Annotated in this window: 16 protein-coding genes and 1 pseudogene; 10 read left to right on the forward strand and 7 right to left on the reverse strand. The window is 50.3% G+C overall.

Annotated elements, in window-relative coordinates; all coding sequences use genetic code 11:
• A pseudogene (locus D3P07_RS27205) lies at nt 1-620 on the forward strand (collagen-like protein); the annotation flags it as partial.
• Between the two features lie 854 nt (nt 621-1,474).
• On the opposite strand, the gene D3P07_RS23040 reads toward D3P07_RS27205, so the two are convergent.
• Nucleotides 1,475-2,023 carry a hypothetical protein gene (locus tag D3P07_RS23040; protein ID WP_119802715.1) on the reverse strand — a complete coding sequence of 183 codons (549 nt, stop codon included), beginning with the start codon at nt 2,021-2,023 and terminating at the stop codon, nt 1,475-1,477.
• Nucleotides 2,024-2,160: 137 nt separating this feature from the next.
• Between D3P07_RS23040 and ilvA the strand changes: the two genes are divergently transcribed.
• Nucleotides 2,161-3,429, forward strand: a complete 1,269-nt coding sequence (ilvA, locus tag D3P07_RS23045; protein ID WP_119802717.1) for a threonine ammonia-lyase IlvA — start codon at nt 2,161-2,163, stop codon at nt 3,427-3,429.
• A 73-nt stretch (nt 3,430-3,502) separates the two neighbouring features.
• On the opposite strand, the gene D3P07_RS23050 is transcribed toward ilvA, so the two are convergent.
• Nucleotides 3,503-4,483: an aldo/keto reductase gene (locus D3P07_RS23050; protein ID WP_119802719.1), complete on the reverse strand. Its 981-nt coding sequence runs from the start codon at nt 4,481-4,483 to the stop codon at nt 3,503-3,505.
• A 131-nt stretch (nt 4,484-4,614) separates the two neighbouring features.
• On the opposite strand from D3P07_RS23050, the gene D3P07_RS23055 reads away from it, so the two are divergent.
• From D3P07_RS23055 to D3P07_RS23075, 6 genes are all read left to right on the forward strand, one after another.
• Nucleotides 4,615-5,784, forward strand: coding sequence for an MGDG synthase family glycosyltransferase (locus D3P07_RS23055; protein WP_182914479.1), 1,170 nt, complete (start codon nt 4,615-4,617; stop codon nt 5,782-5,784).
• Between the two features lie 30 nt (nt 5,785-5,814).
• Nucleotides 5,815-6,981 (forward strand): MFS transporter, encoded by a 1,167-nt coding sequence (locus tag D3P07_RS23060; protein WP_119802723.1) that lies wholly within the window; start codon nt 5,815-5,817, stop codon nt 6,979-6,981.
• A complete protein-coding gene (locus D3P07_RS23065; RefSeq protein ID WP_119802725.1) occupies nt 6,981-7,589 on the forward strand; it encodes a TVP38/TMEM64 family protein in 609 nt (202 codons plus the stop codon). Before D3P07_RS23060 ends, D3P07_RS23065 begins: the two co-directional genes overlap by 1 nt.
• A gap of 1 nt (nt 7,590) precedes the next feature.
• Nucleotides 7,591-7,956, forward strand: coding sequence for a hypothetical protein (locus D3P07_RS23070; protein ID WP_147384561.1), 366 nt, complete (start codon nt 7,591-7,593; stop codon nt 7,954-7,956).
• A gap of 88 nt (nt 7,957-8,044) precedes the next feature.
• Nucleotides 8,045-8,188 (forward strand): hypothetical protein, encoded by a 144-nt coding sequence (locus D3P07_RS27210; RefSeq protein WP_182914480.1) that lies wholly within the window; start codon nt 8,045-8,047, stop codon nt 8,186-8,188.
• A gap of 34 nt (nt 8,189-8,222) precedes the next feature.
• On the forward strand, nt 8,223-8,519 hold the full coding sequence (locus tag D3P07_RS23075) for a transposase (RefSeq protein ID WP_119802729.1): 297 nt from the start codon (nt 8,223-8,225) through the stop codon (nt 8,517-8,519).
• 74 nt (nt 8,520-8,593) lie between these two features.
• On the opposite strand, the gene D3P07_RS23080 is transcribed toward D3P07_RS23075, so the two are convergent.
• Both D3P07_RS23080 and D3P07_RS23085 read right to left on the reverse strand, forming a co-directional pair.
• Complete coding sequence (locus D3P07_RS23080) at nt 8,594-9,712, reverse strand: DNA alkylation repair protein (RefSeq protein WP_119802731.1); 1,119 nt, start codon at nt 9,710-9,712, stop codon at nt 8,594-8,596.
• A 99-nt stretch (nt 9,713-9,811) separates the two neighbouring features.
• Nucleotides 9,812-11,590 carry an ATP-binding protein gene (locus tag D3P07_RS23085; RefSeq protein WP_119802733.1) on the reverse strand — a complete coding sequence of 593 codons (1,779 nt, stop codon included), beginning with the start codon at nt 11,588-11,590 and terminating at the stop codon, nt 9,812-9,814.
• A gap of 214 nt (nt 11,591-11,804) precedes the next feature.
• Between D3P07_RS23085 and mscL the strand changes: the two genes are divergently transcribed.
• Entirely contained in the window at nt 11,805-12,272 is a 468-nt protein-coding gene (gene mscL, locus D3P07_RS23090; RefSeq protein WP_119802735.1) for a large-conductance mechanosensitive channel protein MscL, read from the forward strand.
• Nucleotides 12,265-12,912 (forward strand): NUDIX hydrolase, encoded by a 648-nt coding sequence (locus D3P07_RS23095; protein WP_119802737.1) that lies wholly within the window; start codon nt 12,265-12,267, stop codon nt 12,910-12,912. Before mscL ends, D3P07_RS23095 begins: the two co-directional genes overlap by 8 nt.
• A 68-nt stretch (nt 12,913-12,980) precedes the next feature.
• Here D3P07_RS23095 and D3P07_RS23100 read toward each other — a convergent pair whose 3' ends face one another.
• The 3 genes from D3P07_RS23100 to D3P07_RS23110 form a co-directional block, all read right to left on the reverse strand.
• On the reverse strand, nt 12,981-13,373 hold the full coding sequence (locus tag D3P07_RS23100; protein ID WP_119802739.1) for a hypothetical protein: 393 nt from the start codon (nt 13,371-13,373) through the stop codon (nt 12,981-12,983).
• Between the two features lie 126 nt (nt 13,374-13,499).
• Complete coding sequence (locus D3P07_RS23105) at nt 13,500-14,666, reverse strand: glycoside hydrolase family 18 protein (RefSeq protein WP_259391657.1); 1,167 nt, start codon at nt 14,664-14,666, stop codon at nt 13,500-13,502.
• The gene (locus D3P07_RS23110) at nt 14,663-15,775 is read right to left on the reverse strand and encodes an acyltransferase (protein WP_119802741.1); all 1,113 of its coding nucleotides are present in this window, start codon (nt 15,773-15,775) and stop codon (nt 14,663-14,665) included. Before D3P07_RS23110 ends, D3P07_RS23105 begins: the two co-directional genes overlap by 4 nt.
• Between the last annotated feature and the right edge of the window lie 14 nt (nt 15,776-15,789).

Raw genomic sequence — 15,789 nt, forward strand, 5'->3', positions numbered from 1 at the left:
CTACTGGACCGACAGGGGCCGATGGCGCAACTGGACCTACTGGACCGACAGGGGCCGATGGCGCAACTGGACCTACTGGACCGACAGGGGCCGATGGCGCAACTGGACCTACTGGACCGACAGGGGCAACTGGACCAATAGTAACTTCAGAAGGATTTTCTGCTTTTACAACAGCCGCTGGAGTTGCTGCCTCACAGCAAGTTATTGGATGGACTGTTACTAATCCTTACTTTGCAGACCCAAGCTTCGACCCAGTGACGGGCGTATACACTGTTCCTGCAACTGGCAGATATTTAATCTCTGCTACAATAGGATATACAACAACTGCTGCCATTACAGTTAACTTAGGAGCCGGTGTCAACCCAGCCTTTGTTGTACGCAGAATTACCGATGCAACAGATCTTATAACTGGATTATTCCCTGTATTAAACGTCGATGTCGCCTTGCTTCTTACACTACGTGCAATACTTGGTAACGGTTCAGTAGCTTTGGCTGGGGAAGTAGAACTTACAGCCGGGGAAACGATTGGATTATTCTACGTTGCTGACGGTTTAACCATTCCATTGGATTTAGGGGGAGCAGGAAGCGGCGTCATTTGGTCCATTAACCAACTTGCGTAATCTAAATTTTGCCCTGCCAGTTCAATAATCACTAGAATTGATGGCCTTTGGTCCTCTTGGAGTGACCAAAGGCCTTTTGTGTGGGTTTGGCGTTATTAACTATCAACTCAAGGATAATGCTTCAAATTACAAACTGCCGATTCATGCTGCTGCAGTATCCTCAAATTTTTTGAAAAATTACACCGAATGAACCAACACGAACTCATGGTGAACCAAGGAGCACAGGTGTCATTTGGTCTTTTCATCAAATCCCCTAGGCTACGATTTTTCTTAAAGAGACCACTATATAAACTTTTGTGCAGAAGGTCCACTGGACTTTCTCGACACTCTGGTTCTCTTCTAAAGCCCTGACCATTATTTTCTGCAGCCTCCTGTGTCCTCCTCTACTAGTATTTTTTTTGGAAAGCTCTTCACAACAAGTACATATGATACATAGGCGAATTAACGATGGCTGGGGACCCAAAAATACAAGCAATAATATTTCAAAAAAAAAAGACACTCTGAAGAGACATCCATGCACAACAAATAAGAAAATCCCAAAACTTGTATCGAAGGTCCAACGGAACCAACTGGTCCCCTAGAGGTAAACGAGGACCACCGGCAGATACTCGATCAAAGCTACAATTAACTACACGACTAACGCCGTCATTTCCATTGCATTAGGAGCAAGTATCTTCCCTTCCTTCCGTGTGAGGCGCACCTCTCCCGGAATAACGGATCTGATTATAGCCGATTTCCCTATCCTGAACCTCAACATCGCCCTTCTGCTTAGTTTAAGAACAATTCTGGGCAGCGTCGTGAATGACGACAGAAACCCCTTCCGGATTGCAATCGGAAGGGATTTCTTCATGCCGCTAGAACGGCAGCTTGATTTGGAATAACACTTTAACCTGCTTCTCTTCGAATTTAACATCATCCACCGTGACCATATCCCCCGTCGGCAAGTCGAGCGGTACGACGATCGTCTCTAACATACGAAGCGGCAATTGAATTCCTTTCATCGTCAACGACTGGGGTCTCAATGCCAGATTGGGATTTTGCCACTCCAACCGATACTCGGCCCGGATGTGAGCTGGAATCCTATCTTTGTACGTGATGTTCAAATCCGCAATCAACCGGTCTCCATTCAGCTCGAACTCCGCACCATCTAGCTCGACACCTTCGGCCACATCACGGTCTATATGCTTCTTGATCAAATCATTCACTTCCGCCTCACTCAGCACCAGCTCCGGCTTAAGGCGTTTCACCATGTCCACAGCCTTCTGCCTGACATCTATCGGATTATAATTCAGATTAAGAGGCTTATCCGGTGAGATGTACGACAGAAACCACCATGCAGCCCCTCCTATGATCAGCAACATCACAATTAAGGTAATAAACAATCTTTTCAAAAACTTCCCCATTCTCTACCTCCTCGTCCAGCTCCTATTCTATCGAATTAGCTATTTTGAAGCCAGTCCCTTCATTCTTCCTGTCATAATGGTATAATGAATCCACTCATTATCCAAGATGCACACGACTGACGGAAGGAAGGTTCTCTATGAATGTTCATCCTTTATCTCATAACCATATAAGACTCGAAGAAATTGTACAGGCCCAAATGCATCTGAAAGATGTGATCTCCCGCACCCCGCTTCAATATAATCGAGTATTATCGGAACGCTATAATTGCCAGGTCTGGCTCAAACGCGAAGATCTGCAAGTCGTCCGTTCGTTCAAAATAAGAGGTGCCTATCATCTGATGCGCTCCCTCTCCCTCGAGGAAACGGTGAAAGGCGTCGTCTGCGCAAGCGCCGGCAACCACGCCCAAGGTGTAGCCTACTCCTGCCAGACGCTAGGAATACCAGGCAAAATCTATATGCCGACCACCACGCCGAGACAAAAGGTAAAGCAAGTATCTTTCTTCGGCGGTGACATGGTCGAAGTCGTCCTGACCGGTGACACGTTCGATGATGCTTATGCGGAAGCAATAGCGGAGAGCCAGCGCAGCGGTCTCGCTTTCATCCATCCGTTCGATGATCGGAAGATTATTGCAGGCAACGGAACGGTCGGCCAAGAGCTGATGGAGAAGGCGGAGACTGCGCCGGATTATATCTTCGTGACAGTCGGTGGAGGCGGACTCGCCGCCGGTGTAGCTTCCTACGTAAAGATCGTTGCTCCCCAAACCCAAATCATAGGCGTCGAGCCTGAGGGAGCTCCATCGCTCCGCGCCTCACTTGATGCGGGCGAAGTCGTGCCGCTGGAGATGATAGACAAATTCGTAGACGGAGCTGCGGTCAAGCGCATTGGCGACTTGACCTTCTCGATCTGCCAAGAGCTGCTGGACGATGTTATCACCGTACCGGAAGGCAAAGTATGTACGACGCTGCTTGATCTGTATAATGAAAATGCCATCGTAGCCGAGCCTGCAGGTGCCCTTCCTATTGCAGCGCTTGACGCTTACCGGGATCAGATTACTGGCAAAACGGTTGTCTGCGTCGTCAGCGGCGGAAATAATGACGTAGACCGTATGCAGGAGATCAAAGAACGCTCCTTGATTTACGAAGGATACAAACATTATTTCATGGTCAGCTTCCCGCAGAGAGCTGGAGCGCTCCGTGAATTCCTTGATCAGGTATTAGGCCCGAACGACGATATTACCCGCTTCGAATATACTAAGAAATCAAATAAAGACAACGGTCCCGCATTGGTCGGACTCGAGCTCAAGCATCGCGAGGACTATCAGCCGCTCGTTGAACGCATGCAGAAGAAAGGCTTCCAGTTCGTTGAATTGAATAAGGATCCTGTATTATTTAATCTGCTCATTTGAGTCCAGCCAGCACCAGACACACAACAACCAGCCCGAGAGACGTCTCTCGGGCTGTTCGCATGTCACGATACTTCTACCAAGCATACGCGCCTGGCGCATCTCCACCTGGACCAGGAAAGATTTCGTCAATACGCTTTAACGTTTCCTCGTCCAACTTCACATCAACAACCCGAAGGGAACGTTCGAATTGCTCGCTCGTACGCACACCGATAATCGGTGCGGTGACCGCTGGATTAGCAAGCAGCCATGCAAGCGACACGACATCCTCCGGCTCGCCTAGTTCATCGCAAAGCTTGGCGTAGGCCTCCAGTTGATCCTGAAACTTGGCGAGACGCTTCTCATCCCCACTTCGACGTCCGCCGCCTTTTCTGCGGCGCTGGTTCCCCGCGAGCAAGCCTCCATCAAGCGGGCTCCATGGCAGGACGCCAAGTCCCAATGCCTGGGATGCCGGAAGCACCTCGAGCTCCGGCAGACGGCACAACAAATTGTACTTGTGCTGCTCAGAGACAAGACCCAATATCCCTCTGGCTTTCGCTTCACCCTGCGCCACCGCAATATCCCAGCCGGCGAAGTTGCTGGAGCCGACATACCCGATTTTCCCTTGTGCCTGAGCAGTCTGAAAAGCACCCCATAGCTCGGTCCAATTCACTCTCCGGTCCACATGATGCATTTGGTACAGCTCGATATGGTCCGTCTGCAAGCGCTTGAGCGAGCCTTCCAGATGCCTGCGGATTTTGTAGGATGACAAGCCCTGCTCCCGATTGGGTCCGTCATATGTGTCATGCATATCGCCATACACTTTAGTAGCCAGAACGGTACGTTCCCTTCTCCCGCTCCCTTCCTTGAACCATCGGCCGATCATTTCCTCCGTACGCCCGGCATTCTCACCCCAGCCATAAATGTTCGCCGTATCGAAAAAGTTGATGCCGGCATCCAGCGCCGCATCCATAATTCGGAATGCATCCTTCTCATCCGTATCCACGCCAAAATTCATAGTGCCTAGACATAGCCTGCTTACCTTCAATCCGGAATTTCCAAGATACGTATATTTCATGTCCGCTGCCCCTTTTCAATTTAGAATGAGACGGATATTACAATAAATCTACAAAAATAATATAAAGGATCCACATGTCGTTCACGTTCGTGTTACAAATCATCCTTAGACTATGCTGTAGGAGGTGCGTCATGCTGATTCATTCTCATAACCGGCAATTGAAATTGCTGATTGTCTACGCCTCATACGGCGAAGGACATATCCAAGCAGCGAAAGCACTTCGCGATGCCTACATCGATTCCGGGTATCATCAGGTCGTCCTATACGATCTGATGGCGGAATCACATCCATGGCTGAATGAAATGACCAAGCGCTTTTATCACAAGAGCTACACGCATTTGCCCTTTCTCTATGGCTGGATGTATGGCATTACCAAACCGATGAAGCATAATTCCCTGCTGGGCAACTGGCTGCATTCCTTCGGCCGCCATAAGGTGAAGCAACTGCTGCTGGCGGAGAAGCCCGATGCCGTCATCTACACCTTTCCCTTCTATGCGATTCAGAGCATGAGGAAGCTTGCTTCATCTATTCCCTCTTATGCGGTGATTACCGACTTCGACCTGCATCGCAGATGGGTACACCCCAGCATAGAACGCTATTATGTAGCCACTAAGGATCTGTACCGCGAGCTTCAGCAGCTTGGCATTCGAAGCAGCGCGATAAAAGTGAGCGGACTGCCGCTGAAGAAAGAATTCCGCTCCATCGAGCGTTCTCCTGAGCTGTACAGCGGTTACGGACTTCAATATGGGTGCCCCACCATACTTATTATGGCTGGCGCTCAAGGTGTCATGCCCAACATCGATAAAATATGCGAGCAGCTTCTGCATGATCCGCATGTGCAAGTTGCCGTTGTCTGCGGACATAATCGCCAGCTAAAAGAGATGATCCAAGAGCGCTTCCGCTCCCATCCTTCGGCACACCGCCTCACGGCATTCGGATATATGGATCGCATTCATGAATTAATGGCGCTTGCAGACGGGTTGATCACCAAGCCTGGCGGTCTTACGTTAGCCGAAGCGATCGCTGCTGAGCTGCCAGCCTTTCTCTATCGTCCCGTCCCCGGCCAAGAGAAGCAGAACGCGTTGTATCTGCAGTCCAAAGGCGCAGCATTCATCTCCAGAGACAGCCATGAACTGGTTCGTCAATTGCTCCAGTTGGTGAATGATCCGATTAAGCTCATGAACTGTCGCATACGCATCCGGAGCCTTCAAGCGAAGGGTTCCTCCCATTCTGCCGCTGAGACGATTATAATGGATATTGTAACCAAATTGCATGTGCAAGATAAAGCTTCCTTCTTTTAAGTCAGTGTGGAAAAGGAGTCTATTCGTACTATGCGCCAAAATCATTGGGTTGGGCCGGATATGCGGCTCTTATCCGTCATTCTGTTTATTGTCGAATTCGTACGGGGAGCTGTGCTTGTCAGCCTTCTTCCCATCTATGGAGCTCGTTCTCTCGGATTATCTCCTGACGTTATCGGTCTGGCGATATCTGCCCACTACATTACGGATACGCTGCTGAAGATCGCCATTGGTTATCTGCTTGACCGCTTCTCTCCGCGTCTGATTGTACAAATCAGCTTGGCCATTGCGCTTGTCGGGGTCTATGCGCTCCAATTCGCCGATCTTCCCTGGATGTTCATCGGCGCCGCCGCAATCTACGGAATAGGCATGTCCCCCATCTGGATTGTCTGCTTGACCAGAGTGTCCGAGGAGCATCGAGCTACCCAAATGGGCTTCCTCTACACCATCTGGTTATTCGGACTGGGAAGCGGACCGATCATTTGCAACATTTTGCTCGATTACAGCTCAGACCTAACCTATAACTTGCTCGTCCTGATGTCGGTTGCGGCCTTGCTGCTGTCTTTCTTCATGAGAAAAAGCAAGGTGTCATCGATGCACCATATCCCGATCAAAGCGCAGATTCACGCCCTTCGCGATAAGCTTGTCAGCATGAAACAGCTTCTTCCGGGCATGATTCTGCAGACGACCGGCGCCAGCATGCTCATTCCGATCCTGCCGGGCTTCGCAACTCACGAGCTTGGACTGTCAGGAGCGCAATACTCCATTCTTCTGACGGTAGGCGGATTATGCGCTGTAGGGGGCCTTATCCCCATGGGCAAGCTATCCGACAGACTTGGCGGAAACAGATGGTTTCTAGTCGTCGGATTTCTTGCTTTTGCCTTTGGATTGTATGTACTGGCATGGGGACTTTCATTCTGGTATTGTTTAGTTATAGCGGTGGGACTTGGATTATCCTATTCGGCTATTCTGCCGACCTGGAACGCTTTGCTGGCCACATACGTACCACCTAAGCAAGAGGGAGTCGGCTGGGGTCTTCTGTCGACCTTTGAAGGTGTAGGCGTCATGATCGGACCTATACTGGGTGGCGTAATCGCCCTGTGGGGCGGCGAAACCGCTGTGTTCTGGACAAGCGCCATCCTATTCGGCCTAATCGGCCTTTACTATTCAACACTTAAGAAGATCGGGGTTAGGAATTGATGAGCAACTGGCAAGACTGGATTCAAGATTTGAAAAATATGGACCTGAACCAAATTCAGCAAACGCTGGAGAGCTATTCGCAGTTCGGTCCGCTTCCGGGCATTTTGCTGCCCTTCATCGAAGCTTTTCTGCCCTTCCTGCCGCTCATTCTTATTATTGCGGCTAATGTGAACATCTACGGACTCGGACTTGGGTTTCTCTTCTCCTGGATTGGTGTCACGGGAGGCGCGATATGTGTTTTTTTTATATGCCGTACTCTCGGACGCAATGTAAAAACCAAACTGATGGGCAGATTTCCGAAGTCAGAACGTTTCTTCAACTGGGTTGAGAAGAGAGGCTTCACTCCCTTGTTTCTGCTCGCCTGCTTTCCGTTTACGCCATCGGTAGTGATTACCGTCGTTTCCGGTCTTAGCAAAGTTCCCTTCCATACATTTTTGCTGGCGACGATGATGGGTAAGGCGGTTATGATCTTCGTCATCTCGCTCATCAGCTTTGACATTACCAACCTGGTGAATGAGCCATGGCGCATATTCGTCTCCATTACAGCTGTGCTTGTGATGTGGTTTGGAGGAAAGACGCTGGAGAAACGTTATCAGGTGAACGGGTGAGGTGACTGAGATGCAGAGCATAACCTTATGGCATCCCCACGCAGCTCTCCCCCCATTGTCCTCCTGGCTGAATATCGGGGCGACAGCCCTTGTGCTTCTTCTAGCTTGCGGACTGCTCGGAGCCATGTTTCTCGTCATACGCGTCATGTCGGATGACTCCGACAACTATAAGAGTATCCGCGGCATGGTGGAAGCCATCTTCGGAACACCAGCTCATCTGAGGAACGAGCAAGAAGAACCGCCCGCTTCCTCCTCCCCCAATAGCGGCAAGCCTCAAGCCTTCTACCGCGAGCCTTGCCCTGGATGCGGCGAGGAAGTAACCGAACGCGATGTCACCTGTCCTTCCTGCGAGCTCCGATTGCTGTAATGAACTTATATCTTCCCTTCTCCCGTGGCACACTAATACTGATCATCCTTTACGATAGATCATACTTCCTGCAAAGGAGCGATAGCCCATGTCCGGCAAAAATCCATCCGATCGCCAGAAGGCAGCAAGCAAGGCCCAGTCGCTCGCAGACCGTCATCAGGCAAGCAAAGAACAGGCCAGGGATCTGCAATCGGAAGCTGACCGTGCCGCTGTGCCCAAGCACGGCCTATAAGCTTTATGAAGACAGCTAAGGAGGATAAAGGCATATGAGCAACTCTCATGAAGAGCATCGAATGGATCCCATCTCCGGCGAGCCGGTGGAAGCAGACGGCGTATACCGCAATGAATGGGGACGGGACGAGAAGCTTGAGCGGGGCGACGTCTTCCCTGCCGATCCGATTCTCGGATCAACGGAGTGGAGACAGGTCGAGCTTGAATTCGACAACCATCACGAAGGGCGCACTGATCCTAGACTTACGCCCCATGATGACGACGACAACCCGGAAGCTCACATGCAGCATCCAAGACGCCATACGACAAGCAACAAGGATAAAGACGACTAATCTCGCTATCCATCCATACGAACAAGGAAGGGAGAAGCCGGGCGCATGCACCTTGCTCTCCCTTCTCCTGCTTGCTATTCCTTATGCAGCTGTAACTCTGTTCTGGCTGCCTCCACGCCATTCACCCATAGCGTGATCACATGCGGACCAGGGTAATGCTTGCGTGTTGTCAAATCAGCAAATCGATGTACTCGCGTATGGTCGATGATCTCGCCTTGACTGAACTCACGATCTGATAGCAGGAATCGCTTCAGCGAGGATTTGCCTCCGGACTTCACGAAATCAATCCCATATTCTACACGCAGCTTGAAGCGCTCCGATGAACCAGCATCGATGAATTGAATGCGGTAATGCAGCTTCACTTCCCCGCCAATGGAAATATCGGTCTCTGATAACGTCAAATCCGCAGATTGCACCAGTGACGCAGCAGATTCCTCATGGGCAGTATATCCGAATAGGGCCATTGCCCGAGGATCGGCACGCTTCACTAACGTCCGGCAAGCGTGTCGGACAATCCAATCCGTCCACTCATGCTGTCCCAGCCACTTCTCGGCAACGGATAAGACAAGTTCGGGATGATCTTTAGTAATATCATTCAGATGATTGGCGACACTCTTGCGCACATACAAAGATGGATCAGCTTTCAGCTTCTCCAAGAGCGGTATCATGGGCGAAGGGTCCTTCTTGAACATCTCAATCGCTTGTCCCCAAGGCAACCTTGGTCTTGAGCCTTCACTTGCAAGTCTCCTTACATGCTCATCCGAATCTCCAGCCCATTGCAGCAATTGCGGAATCATCCGCTCCGGGTGCTCGATAATAAACGGCCTTACTGCAAATTCCGCACTGGACCGCCGAGTAAACCGAGCCAGCGCCTTCATGGACAGATCCCAGTGCTCCTCCCCTCTTCCGAATACCTCCACAAAGTCCGGGAAGAACAGATAAGGAAAACCTACGCAGCTTTCATCTATACGATACAGCACATCCAATGCCTCTGGATAGTTGCCAGGCAATGTAGCTCCAAGCGCTTCGGCAATTCTCCGAATACGGGGCTTAAGCTCCAGCTCCGCCCAATCCTCTCTCCTGGCCTCATTCAGGAATCGCTTCACATCGAACGGCTGCCAAGCTTCCTTCAGTCTTGTCCCGAACTGCTCCAAAAATGTACCGTCATACATCAACTTTAGCGGCTCCGCCATCTCTTATCTCCTTCTTCGAAAGGATGGAATGCCATCCATCACTTAGGAACGTATGTTTGTATACTAGAGATATACCATGGAACAGCGATTCATTGCAACCTATGCATGTCGATTGAGCAGTTCCAGCTTGCCCGCTGCCGGACAGCGCTGGGGGAGGCGGATCGTGAAGGTTGTGCCGATGCCGAGCTCACTCTCGGCAGAAATAAAGCCCTCGTGATTGTCGATTATTTTGTAAGACACCATGAGGCCTAAGCCGGTTCCCTTTTCTTTGGTTGTATAGAAAGGCTGTCCCATCTTCGCCAGCTGCTCCTTCGAGATCCCCATCCCTTCGTCACGGATACGGATAATGGTCATGCCCCGATCGCTTACACACACATCTACACGAACAGTGCCGCCGTCCTGCATGGATTCAATCGCATTTTTAATCACATTAATAAATACTTGCTTCAGCTGGGTTCCGACTCCCATCACCCATAACGGATGCTGCACTTGTCCATACTCCAAGCGGACCCGGTACATATCAGCATGCGCTCTCAGGCTGGATACGGCTTCCGTGAGGAGCTGCTGAAGATCGATATGCGCATATTCGTACACTTGCGGCTTCGATAACATGAGCAGTTCGCTAATAATCGACTCGATCTGAATAAGATCAGACTTCATGATGGCGTAATAATGACTGTTATGAATGCGTCCCGAGGAAAGAAGCTGCATGAATCCCTTGAGCGAGGTAAGCGGATTGCGAATCTCATGAGCAATCCCGGCCGCTAATTGTCCTGCAATGGACAGCTTCTCGGCTTTAATAAGCAGCTCCTCATTCTTCTTCCTCTCCGAGATATCCCGGATAATAACTTGCTCGACCGGAGCCCCATAGAAGGAGGCGCGGACTCGAACCATCTCCGTATGAATGAGTTTGCCCCGCAACGTCCGCCACCGCAGCTCGGTCGTGAGTGCAGGTGCCCCGTCCGCCGGCAGCTCCGCATCCATCCATTCCGCAATATCGTCATGATGATTCGGCTCCAATAATTCGTAGACACTGGCGCCAATCAGCTCCCGCTCATGCCTCGCATCAAACAACGCGAGTCCGGAAGGATTCATATACTCCCATTTGCCGTCCTTGATCAGCGCGATGGTGTCCATCGAGTTCTCGACGAGAAGCTTGTAACGTCCATGAATAACGGCGAATTTCTTAATGTTGAACCAAGTCGTCAGGCTGAAGCTGATGATGAGAAAGGTGGTCATGCAGAGAATGAAGGCCAGCAGCAGCAAATATTCATTGAATCGTTCCATCGTCATAATATCGCGATACTGCACCGTTATGGCATGCATCCCGATCTGGTGCATCGCCATGCTGGAAATTCCAAGCACGAGGGCGTTAATCATTTTGTAGAAGGAAGGTTTCTTCTTAAGCAAGAGGATTGCGGTATAGGCACCGGCGAAGCTGACAGCGAAGGAAAGCACAAACCAGCCATAATGGATGGAATAAGCCTGAATCGAGTTTGAAAGAATGGACATGTAATGCAGCAGCATAGATGAACAGGCAAGTATAAAAGCAGCAATACCCTCGCATAACCGCGAGATATCCGCCTTGCGAAAGATGATATACAGTGCGGCAAAGGTCGTGACCACGCATGCGAAGAAGGTCACCATCATGCTCCAGTCGACAACCAGCATATAGTCGGAGGCCATCATCGATACAACATGCATCGTCCATAAGCCCAGACTGAACACTAATGCGGCACCCAGCATCCAATAAATCGATTGCAGGCCCGCTTTTGGTCTCATATGGTCAAAACTCATCATCGTAAAGGAGGCAAAGCACATGATCGAAAGCGATAGCAGCAAATAGTAAGGGTTGCCGAACAATATCGGGTGGCTCATTAGCGCTCCTCCTCTGCTACTGAATATCTTACATCTTAAGTGAGTTCGACAAATTACCAAAATATCCTTTTTCTTTCGAGGATATCCTGACGCTTTTTGTTGAATTAGGGCGTTCGCCCCGTTTGTTAGGTCTTGCTATTCTGGATTAGCAATGCTAGATTTGGTTCATACTAGAGTTACTAGGGTACCTGAGTAGAAAACGGAGGAAAGATCGATGAAAGTGAAGATGTTCAGTGAATTTAAAGAATTTGCCATGCGCGGCAATGTCGTAGACCTTGCGGTGGGTGTTATTATAGGAGGTGCTTTCGGCAAAATCGTCACCTCTCTTGTAAACGACATTATTATGCCTCCTATTGGATACCTATTGGGAGAAGTGGATTTTAGGGATTTGCAGATTCCATTGGTAGATCTATCTGCACTAAGTGAAGCAGAAAAGGCTACTGCACCTGTTATCAAGTATGGTCAATTTATAAATGTCATACTCGATTTTGTCATTGTTGCATTCTGTATCTTCCTGATGGTCAAAGGCATTAATGCCCTGCGACGCAAGAAGGAAGATCCGGATGCGGCCAAGGCTGAGCCTACGGAGAAGGATTGCCCGTATTGCCTGTCCAAGGTGCCGGTGAAAGCAACCCGCTGCAAGCACTGCACGTCGCAGCTAGAGACGGCCGCTAATGGCTGAGGAGAGATTCGACATCTATGATGAAGCGATGAATCCGATTGGTACGGCTACCCGCTCCGAGACCCATAAGCACGGATATTGGCACCGCTCGTTCCATTGCTGGCTGACTCGGCGGGTCGAAGGCCGTCCGGTGGTCGTGTTCCAACGGCGCCAGCTTTGCAAAGACACGAATCCAGGCAGCTTCGACATTACGGCGGCTGGCCATCTGACTGCGGGCGAGACGATCCGGGATGCAGCCCGAGAGCTTGAGGAAGAGCTAGGCATCCGCGCCGATTTCGATCAGCTTATCCCTCTGGGGCAAATTCGCGAGGAAGCGGAAGGCATAGTTGGCGGTGCTGCATTTATCGATCGGGAGGTCAGCGACGTGTTCGCTCTCGTATGTGAGCTGCCGCTGTCAGAATTCCGCCTGCAGCCCGAAGAGGTGGCTGGCATCTATGAGGCGGATATCGCCGACATGATCAGGCTTCTGGAGGGTTCGGCAGACAAGCTTACCGTCCATGGCATGAAGCTGGATGAAGAGCCTGTGCCAGGCGCATACCGACTCGTCCCGGATACCTGCGTCATCCGAACGGATCAATTCGTCCCGCGAGAGGCTTCCTACTATATTGAAATCATGAAGCAATTAGCGCAATTAACCTGACAAACGGGAGAAGCCCGGTCTGCTCCGACGCAGACCGGGCTTCTCGTATTCATGAGAAGTCTAGCGAATTAATAGAAACCGTAGCCGCCGCCATAGCCATAGCCGTTGCGACGATTCAAGCTTCTAACACAAATGTCGAACGTGATGACAGCGGAGCCTCGTCCAGAACAACAGCTGATCTTCACACAATCATAGCCAGGCTTCTTGAAGAAGCAAATTTCTCTGCACTTCCAGTCAAAAATTTCATTGATCGCTCTGCGGTCGCAATGGCGAATCGCAGCTACGAGCTTGCGCGCCTTGCAGCGTCTCCGAAGCTTGGCGAATGATCTGCTCAGCTCTCCGCCCAGATCTTGAATGCCTTCCACTGCAAAATCGTCATGATGATGTCTGCGGCGTCCAGTTGATGCACCGGCAACCCTTCTGCCATTCCTCAAACCGCTAATCTCTGCTTTTGCGGACATGTAGATCCTCCTCTCTATCATGCTTACTTCATCATATGCGAGATTAAGAGAGGCGTATGGGTAGATCATGTCCGACAAATGCTGAAAAATAAGACCAGCTGTCCCTTGTCCTGCAGTACAGCGAGATTAGTCTTCGTTCAGGTTGTCCGTCAAATATTGAATAATGCCGTCCTCCGCGTCCTGGGCGTATTCCCATACCATAGCGCCGGCCAAATTCTTTTTCTTAATGAAGTTAATTTTCGCTTCCACGGCTTCCAGATCCTCATAGCTGATAAAGATATCGCCGTTATACAGATAAGCAGCCTTCGCTTTTTCATCGAAGTAACGTTTAAAGCCATTTTTGTCCAAATAATCCTTCATGATCGTTTGGTAGTTCAGATTCGTCTCTACGATATCAATCGGTTCGCCCGTCTGGAAGAGGCCGTCCCCAACATCCTTCACACCCGACCAGCCGTACGAATAGGCCGGTATGCCAAGCAGAAGCTTCTTGCTGTCCACACCATGCTTTAAGTAGCTCGCGATGATCTGGTCGATGCTAAGCGGAGACTGTCCCTGACTGTCAGTATATAAATTGGCGTTGAAGCCGGTCTTGTCCGACCAGCGCCCGGTCAAATCATAGCTCATCACATTAATATAGTCGACGTACTTCTCCACTTCCTTCAGCTCTACCTTCTCGAAATACCAATCCTGCGAGCCAGCGGCGAATGTCAGGATATAGCGCTTGTCCCCCTTATGCGGAAGCAGATTGAGCTTCTCGCGCAGCTCCCTCATCAGGCTCGTGAAGTTGACCGTATCCTTGGGGCTGGCCTTCACCGTGCCCCAGCCGTCATGCCCCGGGAACTCCCAGTCGATATCGACGCCGTCCAGATCCAGCTCCTTCACCAGCTCGATGATGCTTTCCGTGAACAAGTAACGCGTGCCGTCCATGGAGGCGTCGGAGAAGCCGTCCACACTGTAGCCGCCAACCGCCAAGACAAACTTGGTTGTCGGATTGTTTTCTTTCAGCTGCTTGATATTGTTTTTAATCTGCTCGTTCGCCGCCTCATCCTCATGAAAGAACAAGTCTGTGCCCGCAATCTTCGCAAAGGCAACAAATGCGATGTCTACGCCCTTCTCTGACAGCTTCACACTCGCCGGATCGCGCCAGGCCTCGATATAAACGGTGTTGACACGCCGTTCTTCCCCGCCGATGCTCTGCACATAATAGACCGCCAGACCGATGAATAAGATTGCGACGATAAGTTTTGTCCATGCATTGATTTTGACTGCTTTGTTCGCTCTCAGATTCGTCACCCTCTCCCGCCGAATAATATCGCCGTCACATAACGATTCAGATTCAAGACCTTAACCGCAATGTAACTGACTGCGAACACTGCTGACAGATTAAAGATCAGACTTCCCGCCGTTTCGATGAACGAAGCCTCTACCCCCACGCTGCGTGCGACCATCGTCTCCACCAGCAGATGGACGAGATAGATGCTGAAGCTTGCCGCCGAGACAGAGCTAATGACCCTCCGCACCTTGTCGTTGGTCTTTCGCGATATGGCTGCATCCTTCTCCTTAAAGAAGAGGAAGAGCCCTACCGCCATTAGGAAGCTCGTGATGGAATAGTTGCCGTAGAACATTTCATCCAGCGTGCCGTTCAGCTTCGATACCCCATACGTCAGGACAGGCGTCAAGACAAACGATAAAATGCCCAGGTTGTACAAGACATGCTTCCATATGGTCGGCAGCTCGAAGTGGAACAGATAGTAGCCTAATATAAAGTAGCCAAGATAGCCCATGAACAATGGAATGTTCATGCTTGGGATATAGAGATACTGATCCGTAACCCGATATACAATATCGGAGACGAGCCGGTATAAGATGCTCACTACGAACCACAGAAGCAAGTAATAGCGCAAATCCTTTTCGCTGCACGCCTTCACAAACTTGGAGATTAGCGGCACGGTCATATAGACCGCGATAATCGCATAAAGGAACCATAGATGCACGTAGTTCTGGTCGGTGAGCAGCTTGTAGCCGTAGTCCGCGACGAACTCCAGCGCATTCATGTCGCTCTTTAGCAAATAGTACTGGTAGAACAACCCGTAGATAAGCGACCAGGAAAGCAAGGCTACGACGAGCGGCCACACCCTTTTCAAATAAAAGTCCTTCAAGGATTTCACTTCCGAGCGCAGAATCATCGCACCGCTAATCATAAAGAATACCGGCACTGCGAATCGGCAGATGGAGTTGAATACATTGCTCACCCACCAGGAGGTCGTCGAAAAATCGTTCGTGCGGGTTAGCAGCGAAGCCGAGATGTGCAATACGATGACGGCTACAATAGAAATAATACGTAATAAATCGATATAAATAATACGTTTTCCCGCCGTTTTGGCGGTGCTTACGCTGCTCATGGTCTGCCTCCGTC

Source organism: Paenibacillus sp. 1011MAR3C5 (assembly GCF_003591485.1).
Taxonomy (GTDB): domain Bacteria; phylum Bacillota; class Bacilli; order Paenibacillales; family Paenibacillaceae; genus Pristimantibacillus.

Bases quoted from the DNA above. Each gene is read 5' to 3' on its own strand.
- D3P07_RS23040 (WP_119802715.1), bottom strand. From the start codon at position 2,023: ATGGGGAAGTTTTTGAAAAGATTGTTTATTACCTTAATTGTGATGTTG.
- D3P07_RS27210 (WP_182914480.1), top strand. From the start codon at position 8,045: ATGTCCGGCAAAAATCCATCCGATCGCCAGAAGGCAGCAAGCAAGGCC.
- D3P07_RS23100 (WP_119802739.1), bottom strand. From the start codon at position 13,373: ATGTCCGCAAAAGCAGAGATTAGCGGTTTGAGGAATGGCAGAAGGGTT.
- D3P07_RS23055 (WP_182914479.1), top strand. From the start codon at position 4,615: ATGCTGATTCATTCTCATAACCGGCAATTGAAATTGCTGATTGTCTAC.
- D3P07_RS23110 (WP_119802741.1), bottom strand. From the start codon at position 15,775: ATGAGCAGCGTAAGCACCGCCAAAACGGCGGGAAAACGTATTATTTAT.
- D3P07_RS23075 (WP_119802729.1), top strand. From the start codon at position 8,223: ATGAGCAACTCTCATGAAGAGCATCGAATGGATCCCATCTCCGGCGAG.
- mscL (WP_119802735.1), top strand. From the start codon at position 11,805: ATGAAAGTGAAGATGTTCAGTGAATTTAAAGAATTTGCCATGCGCGGC.
- D3P07_RS23080 (WP_119802731.1), bottom strand. From the start codon at position 9,712: ATGGCGGAGCCGCTAAAGTTGATGTATGACGGTACATTTTTGGAGCAG.
- D3P07_RS23050 (WP_119802719.1), bottom strand. From the start codon at position 4,483: ATGAAATATACGTATCTTGGAAATTCCGGATTGAAGGTAAGCAGGCTA.
- D3P07_RS23060 (WP_119802723.1), top strand. From the start codon at position 5,815: ATGCGCCAAAATCATTGGGTTGGGCCGGATATGCGGCTCTTATCCGTC.
- D3P07_RS23065 (WP_119802725.1), top strand. From the start codon at position 6,981: ATGAGCAACTGGCAAGACTGGATTCAAGATTTGAAAAATATGGACCTG.
- D3P07_RS23085 (WP_119802733.1), bottom strand. From the start codon at position 11,590: ATGAGCCACCCGATATTGTTCGGCAACCCTTACTATTTGCTGCTATCG.
- ilvA (WP_119802717.1), top strand. From the start codon at position 2,161: ATGAATGTTCATCCTTTATCTCATAACCATATAAGACTCGAAGAAATT.
- D3P07_RS23095 (WP_119802737.1), top strand. From the start codon at position 12,265: ATGGCTGAGGAGAGATTCGACATCTATGATGAAGCGATGAATCCGATT.